Here is an 8214-nt window from a genome sequence, read left to right as displayed (position 1 = left end):
ATTCACCACCCACCTCACCCACACCCACACCCCAACAAACCCCACCCCCTGACACCAAACACACAAAACACCAAACCCCGCAGAAAAACACACCACTGAACCGCTTCCGGCCACCGCGGTTAAGACGGGCAGCCACATGCGGAATCCGGTGGGGTGTTTCCTGGGTTCGGCGGTACCGGCTCGCGGGACGGAAGCGTTCGAAGCCGGTGGTCCTGCAGCACCGGTTGTGGTCCTCAGTGTCGAGCAAGGAGAGCTGGGCGCCGGGGTGCGGCGGGCGTTCACGGCGCACGATGATGCGGGGGCCGGCCCGGTAGCCCTCCAGGTCGACCAAGCCGGTCAGCTCGGCGTCAGCAGTGCGAAGCCGAGCCGGCTCCGCTTCTCAGTCCTTCGGGGCCAAATGATGGCGAGAAGTCATCTGCTCCCCTGGATCACGTTCCGGCCTTGGATAGGGTGATGCGCATGCTGCAAGAGGTGAAAGGCACTCAATATCTGACCGCCCTGCGCAGAGGCGGTTCGCTGCCGGGCATCATCGAGGCCGACAACGACGGCACCTACGTGGTCAAGTTCCGAGGAGCCGGGCAGGGCACCGCGGCGCTGGTCGCGGAGATAGTGGTCGGCGAGCTCGGCCGATACCTCGGCATCCGCGTGCCCGATCTGGTGCTCCTCGACGTGGGCGGCAAACTGGCCCGCCGCGAGCCGGACCAGGAGATTCGGCAATTGCTGAACGCCAGTACCGGCCGGAACCTGGGCATGGACTTCCTGCCGGGTTCGGTGGACTACGACGGCATCGAGTGGCGTGCGCCCGCCGAGGAGTCCGCCCGGATCTACTGGCTGGACGCCCTGACGGCGAATGTGGACCGAACCTGGACCAATCCCAACCTCCTTGTCTGGCACCGAAAGTTGTGGGCGATCGACCACGGTGCCGCGTTGGTCTTCCAGCACTCGTGGCCCGCCGTGGACGGGGGCTGGGTCGACCGGGACTACGGCTTGAGCTCGCACATCCTCTCCGAGCAGGCGGCCGATCTCGGTGCCAGGGCCCTCAAGGACCTCGACGCCGAACTGGCGAGCCTTGTGACGGCCCAGGCCCTGGAGGAGATCCTCGCGCTGGTGCCGGACGACTTCCTGCTGGCTCTGGACTCCGCGAACGGTGCCGACGCGGCGACCCTGCGCGGGCGCTACTGCGAGTACCTGCTGGCGCGTTGCGCGGGCGGACGCGACTGGTGGCCGGAGACAGCCGCGTGACCACGCAGCCCCTGGCGCAGCCGGCCTCGACCACGTGCTCCCAGTCACCTGGGAGCCAGCGGCCGAAAAGGATCGGCTGAGACTCAGTCGGGTGCTGCCGCCGCAGACCTTCGACTCCCGAGGACGTCGTGCCAGACAGGGTCAACTGCACAGCAAGCAGGGACGCGACGCGGCGGACTTCGCCGCACCGGGCCTTCCCGAAGGCTGCTCGGGATGCAATCTTGTATCTCAATGGCCGGTGAAGGAGGCGATCACCATCGGCAAGCGGCTCACCCGGCAACAGGACCGGGCACTCACCCGAGAACAACTCCTGCGGTCGGCTCGGTCGGCTTCCGTACCCTTCGCCGGGCAGGGGGGAACGGGACCTCGATGGAGCAGCGCGTCGAGGAGTCCGGCTCCGCCTGCGGGGCGTTCTGCGCCGACAGCGACGGCGCTCACGAACTCGTCCTGTCTCTCCGCAAGCGGACCCAACCCGGGTTCGAGGAGGTCCGGCCGCGCCGGGCGGGGGCCCCTCGCGAGACACTCGCAACCCTGTGTCCTGGCGGCGCCGACATGACAAGGCCCTCGCTTGCCGACTCACACTGCGCACCCGTCTCCGGCTACACGGCACGCCCGACCGGACAGTGCCGCCCGTGCCCACAGGTCTCGGCGCCGTTCGCAAACGCGGGTCGTCAGCTTGTACGCCAGAAGGGTGGGAATGGCCAGAGTCCGCGGATCCCTCGCGACCGGCACAGTCGGCGAGATCCGCACCAGGACGTTTATGCTCACCTACTGCAAACGCTGTACTGGACAGCCGTGGCCCCATACCGGTCACCGGTCCGCAGTTCCGGCTGCCGCGCCACCGGGTCCGGCCGCCGTACACCGCGTCAGCGCTACCCGGCGGTATCCGCCGCCACCACACCACGAAGCACGTCTGGAGACCCCGGCATGAGCCGTTCGACCTATCAGGTCATCACCCAGGGCAGGTTCGCTCCCCTCGACGACGAACAGCGGGCCGCCTTAATCGCGCAGGCGGACGACCACGGCGTGCTGACCGCCCGGTTCACCGAGGAGGGAACGATCACCTACGACTTGCCGTTGTACGCGTTCGCCTTCCGCGTCCTGATCCCGGCCGGCGAGAGCGACACCGAGCGACTGGTCCTGTCGAAGGCAGAGGAACTCGCCACCGCGGCTGTCCGTGAACTCGGCGCCGACTGCCAGGACCTGCGTTCGAGGTCATCTGACCTGGCCCGTATCAAGGTTCGAGGGACAAAACGCTGATCCCTCGGTGCGGTCCCGTGCGTGGCAGGGCGCCGGGCGGGACCGTGCCGGAAGGTCGGCGAACGCGATCATGACGCCCTGATGACGTCACCCTGTTGATGTCCGGCCCTGCCGTGCGCTGGGCCTTCCCGGCGTTGTCCTCGGCTCACCGACGCACGCCAGGATCATCCTGGCGTCGGGGCCCGGCGCTCCGCGGAAGTGGCCCGGCCGACCGGACACGAGGCCCGAGATCAGTTCTCCCTCACCGGCTCGCCGTCTCACCGGGCACCGGCCCGGGCGGGTGTACCGCCTTCGACACCGCTGCCTGATACGGGTCAGGGCCCACGCCGCTCCCCTGCAGAGGACGGAGCCACCCGTCCGGCTCGCGGACAACCGTCGTGCGGCCGCAGTGAGAGCGGGTCGGGAGAGCCGTTACCGTTCGGCCACGGCCGGGTCGGCCGGCTCGGCGGTGGCCTCGGCAGCCCCGCTCTCCTTCTCTCCCGTGTCCAACTGTCGCAGTGCCGGTAGGGCCACGACCACCAGGGCCAACACACCCCATGACACAGCGAGAAGCGCTCCGGTCTGCCGCAGCCCGATCCACTCGACCAGCAGGCCGGCACCGAGCGTACCGAGGGGGATAGCGGTCATCGACACCGCGTTCTGCAGACCGAGCACCCGGCCCCGGACCTCCTGCGGAATCCTCTCCGTGACCAGGACGAGGAACAACGAGGACAACGGCCCGGCCCCGAAACCCGCGAGTACGGCCGCCACCAGCATCACCGGCACCGGAGGGAGCAGGGCAAGTCCCGTGATGCCGACTGTGGACATGATCTGAGAGGCCACGAAAACCGTGCGCCGGGACCAGCGTGAGCCGAAGGCTGCATACAGGCCCGCGCCCGTGATCCCGCCCACGGCCAGACAGGACACCACCAGGCCGAAGCCACCCGGCGATCCCTTGCCGACGAGGTACACCGGCAGCACGAGGTTCTCCAGCGGTGCGAGGACGACCGCGCTTCCCGCCGACACCAGTGTCACCGCACTCAGTACCCGGTCACGGCGCAGCACGCCGAACCCACGCGCGACATCGGCTCGAAGACCGCCGTCCTCGGGCGAGGGCACGGCCTTGAGGCCGACGCTCTTCGGGAGGGTCAGGGTGACGAGCGCTGCGAGGGCCGAACACGCCGCAGTGAGCCACAACACGATCGTCGGGTCAGCGACGATGATGAGTCCCCCGGCCGCGGCGGGCCCGAGAATCACCACACCTCCGCTGACACTCTCCCGCAGTCCGGCCAGACGCTCCATGCCGATCCCGGCGGCGGCCGCCACATCGGGGGCCAGAGCCTCCCTGGCCGTCATCCCCGGCACGTCGAAGACCACACCGGCGACACCGAGGACCACGAACCAGGCGACCGTCAGCCCCGACAGCCCGTCGACGATGGGCAGTGCCGCGACGCAGGCGGCGGAGGCGAAGTCAGCGCCCACGGACAGCCGGCGGCGGCCGACCCGGTCGATGAGTACTCCGCCGGCCACGGCGGACAACAGCATCGGCAGCGCACTCGCGGCGGCCACCAGGCCGACTGCCGCGGCGTCGCCGGTGCGCAACAGCACGAGCCAGGGAAGGGCGATGGCCGCCACGGTGTTTCCGAGAAGCGACAACGCATGAGAGAGGAGGTACCGGATCAACACCGCGCCAGTATCGCAGGGCCTTCAGGCGCCACCGATATGACAATGGCGCGATCGCTCTGCCCTGAGGGAAGGTGTCCCGTTCAGGCACGGCGGCAAGGTGTTCCTGTGCGCCTGGTTCCGTCTCAAAATGCATTCCCGCTTCCCGGGTTCTCCGTTCCGAAGGCGTACCGGGAGATGTGGCCGACCCGCCGCAACAGGGGAAGCCGCGACAGGACTTCGGTGTCGAACATGAGTCGGATCCGCAAGGCGCGCGGCAGATGGCGGAGATCGACGCCGTCGGCGGTGGCATAGGCGCTGACAGCTTCGACCAGCCGCAGTCCCGGCACGTCGCGCTCCAGTTCGCGAGGGTCGTCCACGCCCCAGGCCAGCCGGGCGCCGGTCTGGCGGAACAGCGCCATGGAGCGCGTGGAGCGGACGGCGAACCGGGCATAGGTGTCGAACACCATCTCACCGCGGGAGAAACGGGCCACGAAGTTCCGCAGGGCGCGCGGCCCTTCGTCCGCTGCCAGATACATGGTGAGGCCCTCGGCGACCACGAGAACCGGCCGTTCCGTGGGGATGCGGGCAAGCCAGTCGGCGTCGGTGACCGATGCGGCGATGACCTCGTGATCCGCCAGGGGCCGGTAGAGCTCCTCGCGGAGTTCGATCACCTCCGGCTGGTCGACGTCGTACCAGCGCACTTCCGGGCCCGGTGCGATGCGCTGCGCCCGGCTGTCCAGGCCACACCCGAGGTGGAGCACGGTGGCCTGGGGATGTGCTGTGAGGAACTCTCGTACGCGCCCGTCGAAGTGACGGGCGCGAAGGGCCACACCGACGGCATTTGACTGCCGCATCCCGAGGCGGCCGAAGTCGTAGTCGAGCTTGTCGACCAGCGCGGATGCCGTCTGATCGCCCAGCAGCGGCTGGGGCGAACGGGCGTCCAGGGCCCGTGCGTAGAGGGGGGCGAGAAGGGTCTCGGCCGCGCCGGTCAGGGAAACCTTCATTTCCGGCCTCGCAGAACCAGGACATCACACATGCGGAGCGGTAACGGCTGGAAAAAGGACAGGTCAGGCATCACTTCGCCTTTCTGAAACCCGGGACGGGATATTGGCAGAAAATATTCACCATGCTGGGGAGAGCGGATCCTTGAGCGTCCTCATTCGATCGAGACCCTAGGGGACCCTCTTTGTCTTGACAAGGCTCCGGCGATCATTCAGGCTTTCCGGTGACCCTGGTGAAATTCCGGTGACGCGCGACCGACCCGCATGACTGCCGTATGTCGAATGCGATGGACTCCCGTCAAGGGCAAGGGGTGAGTGATCTGTCGTGAACATACCGATTGCAGGAAAGATTGTTCCGTGCCCGGCGTTCGACGCACCTCTCCTGTTTCGATGCCGTGGAACCGCGTGAGCGAATGCCGTTCGTGCGCATATCGATTCCTCGACCCGGCCCGCCGCATTGGTGAATTGATCGAGGAACGGACGCGCCGTGGCGGTGGCGCGCCACAACGCGGCGGCTGTTCTGATCAGCTACGACTCGCCGGTGCTGGGAGACCTGCGCCCTGCTGCTCCTGGCCGTCCCCGGCGGAGCCCGCCACCTGGGCGTCCCGCGAAGGCGCGAAAGCGATCGCGCCCGCCTTACGTGAACAGCCCGACCAGCCACCGGCCCACCGGGTACACCCCCTTCGAGGCCCTGCGGGCGAATCGCTCGGCGGGCCTGGTACCCCTCCCCCCGGCACACCGGCCCCGCGCGAACTGCCTGGCTGAAAACGTACCCATACGCCGAAAACCGCTTTCGACGCCGGCCCCGGATCACGGTACTTGTAGAGACGCCCGAGGTTCCGACGACGATCGGCCCCCGGAACGACGACGGAATGGACACCATGAACACGGCCCCTCCCGAGGACCATTCGCCCTCCTGCCGCGACTTGGTCGGTCTCCTCGCCCAGACCGACCGGCGTGCCGCCTTCGCGGCCCTCGCTCTCGGTGCGACCTCCGTGGCGGAGGTCGCCGAACTGGCCCGGCTGCGCCCACCGGCCGCTGCCGCAGCCCTGCAGAAGCTGGCGGACGGCCGCATCGCCGCGTTCGACAGCGAAAAGCGCATGTACACGCTGCTCGACGACACGTTCCGACTCGCGGTCCAGGCCGAGGTCAGGGTCTCCGGCCGGGGCGGCGGAGACAGAGCGGGCTCCTACTTCCGCCGTGGCCGGCTCACGTCCATCCCGGGCAGAGCTGAGGTGCGCGGCCGTGTTCTGGCCGTGGTGAAGGACTCGTTCGAGGTCGGCGTGACCTACTCCGAGGCCAAGGTCAACGCCATCTGCGGGGAATGGTTCGACGACTGGGTGAGTCTGCGCCGTGCCCTCGTGGACGAGGGTCTGTTGCGCAGGAACGAGTCCGGCACCACCTACGAGCGCGTCTGACGATGGTGCGCATAGTGGCCGGCGACGCCCGCACACCCGCGGATGTCACCGCGCGTGCCTGGCACACGGGCACGCCCGCCAGTGCGTTCTGCCGCCGCCGCGGTTTCGTGGCCCGGCCCGGCCAGGTCGTTGCCGAACCGTCGCCCGACGGCCGCTCGGTGATCCTCAACGTCGGCCTGGGGCCGGCCCCTTCCGCTACGGTCGCCGTCTTCCGCCGGGCAGCGGCCGCCGCCGTACGGGCTGCCGGGCCGGCCCGTAGTCTCCGTCTCGATCTCGCCTTGGCGGATGACGGTGATGTACCGGCTGCCGACCGGGCCCGCGCTGTGACGGAGGGCGCCGCGCTCACCCTGTACCGGTACGACGAGTACCGCTCGGGGAAGTCGGTGAGTCCCCTGGCCGAAGTGACCGTGGCGACTGCGTCGGCGGCCGAGCACAAAGCCGTCGCCGAAGCGCTGGCCGTCGCCGACGGGACCTGTCTGGCCCGCGATCTCGTCAACTGCCCGGCGGGTTTCCTGACACCCAGAGAGTTCGCGCACCGGATCGAGCAACTGGCGGAGGCCACCGGTCTGACCTGCACTGTCTACGAGGACCACGCTCTGACCGAACTCGGCCTCGCCGGTCTGGCCGCCGTCGCGCGGGGATCCCGCGAACCGGCCCGGTATGTGGAAGTCGGGTACACCCCACCGGCCGGCTCCTCGGCACCCACGTTCGGCCTGGTCGGCAAGGGCATCACCTTCGACTCCGGTGGGTTGTCCCTCAAACCGCCGGACCAGATGCAAGCCATGAAGGCCGATATGGGAGGCGCCGCGGCGGTGGTCGGAGCGCTCGCCGCTCTGCCCCGGCTGAGCCTGCCGGTGCCCGTCCGCGCCTACCTGCCGCTGGCGGAGAACATGCCTGGCGGCGGTGCGCTGCGCGTGGGCGATGTCGTGCGGCACCTCGGCGGTACCACCACCGAGATCACCCACACCGACAACGAGGGCCGTGTGGTCCTGGCCGATGTCCTGGTCCGCGCGACCCGCCCGGGCCCTCACCGCGCCGATCTCGTGATCGACGTGGCGACCCTCACCTCGGCCGTCATGCATGCGCTCGGCACCCGGACCGGTGCCCTCTTCTCTCCCGACAACCGGCTGGCCGACACGATCCTCGCAGCCGCGGGCCGGGCGGGCGAATCGCTCTGTCGGCTGCCGCTCCTCGCGCATGAACGCCGACACCTGCACTCCGCGGTTGCCGACCGCGTGAACTGCTCCCACCGCCACGGCGACACCATCCAGGCGGCCCTCTTCCTCCAGGACTTCATCGCCCCCGAAACCCCCTGGGCACACCTGGACATCGCGGCACCCGCATACAACAACGAGGCCCCGTACGACGAGACTCCGCACGGCGGCACGGGTTTCGCGGTGCGCACATTGATCGAGACACTGAGGCTCTTCTCGACGAGTCGGCCGGCCTGACAGCCGGAGCAGGCCACCGAGGAGGTGAGTCTCCTTCGGGTGAACGGTTTCCGAGGGAGGCGAGCGACCCCGACATGTTTCAGCCGGACTTCCGCACCGTGCTGGTGAGGGTGAGTGGTACGGGGTTGCGAGTGCGCCGGGGTGTTCCCTTGAGGGGTGGGGTTCGGTAGGCCGAGGGCTGTTCGCGTACCGCGAGTG

6 protein-coding genes are annotated in these 8214 nt (G+C 68.9%); 4 read left to right on the top strand and 2 right to left on the bottom strand.

Features of this window, described 5'->3' with window-relative positions:
• Positions 1–459 precede the first annotated feature (459 nt).
• Both ACWD04_RS33460 and ACWD04_RS33455 read left to right on the top strand, forming a co-directional pair.
• Positions 460–1242: a HipA family kinase gene (locus ACWD04_RS33460; RefSeq protein WP_451137496.1), complete on the top strand. Its 783-nt coding sequence runs from the start codon at positions 460–462 to the stop codon at positions 1240–1242.
• 927 nt (positions 1243–2169) lie between these two features.
• Positions 2170–2502 carry a DUF6204 family protein gene (locus ACWD04_RS33455; RefSeq protein WP_451137495.1) on the top strand — a complete coding sequence of 111 codons (333 nt, stop codon included), beginning with the start codon at positions 2170–2172 and terminating at the stop codon, positions 2500–2502.
• Between the two features lie 411 nt (positions 2503–2913).
• Here the strand turns inward: ACWD04_RS33455 and ACWD04_RS33450 are convergent, their stop codons facing one another.
• Together ACWD04_RS33450 and ACWD04_RS33445 are read right to left on the bottom strand one after the other, a co-directional pair.
• Complete coding sequence (locus ACWD04_RS33450; RefSeq protein ID WP_451137494.1) at positions 2914–4167, bottom strand: MFS transporter; 1254 nt, start codon at positions 4165–4167, stop codon at positions 2914–2916.
• A gap of 122 nt (positions 4168–4289) precedes the next feature.
• Positions 4290–5150 carry a class I SAM-dependent methyltransferase gene (locus tag ACWD04_RS33445; protein ID WP_451137493.1) on the bottom strand — a complete coding sequence of 287 codons (861 nt, stop codon included), beginning with the start codon at positions 5148–5150 and terminating at the stop codon, positions 4290–4292.
• An 878-nt stretch (positions 5151–6028) separates the two neighbouring features.
• On the opposite strand from ACWD04_RS33445, the gene ACWD04_RS33440 reads away from it, so the two are divergent.
• The gene (locus ACWD04_RS33440) at positions 6029–6565 is read left to right on the top strand and encodes a DUF2087 domain-containing protein (protein ID WP_451137492.1); all 537 of its coding nucleotides are present in this window, start codon (positions 6029–6031) and stop codon (positions 6563–6565) included.
• A gap of 2 nt (positions 6566–6567) precedes the next feature.
• On the top strand, positions 6568–8016 hold the full coding sequence (locus tag ACWD04_RS33435; RefSeq protein WP_451137491.1) for a leucyl aminopeptidase: 1449 nt from the start codon (positions 6568–6570) through the stop codon (positions 8014–8016).
• Positions 8017–8214 lie beyond the last annotated feature (198 nt).

It is taken from the genome of Streptomyces sp. NPDC002911, from assembly GCF_053591835.1.
This window is presented reverse-complemented; position numbering and strand designations above follow the sequence as displayed.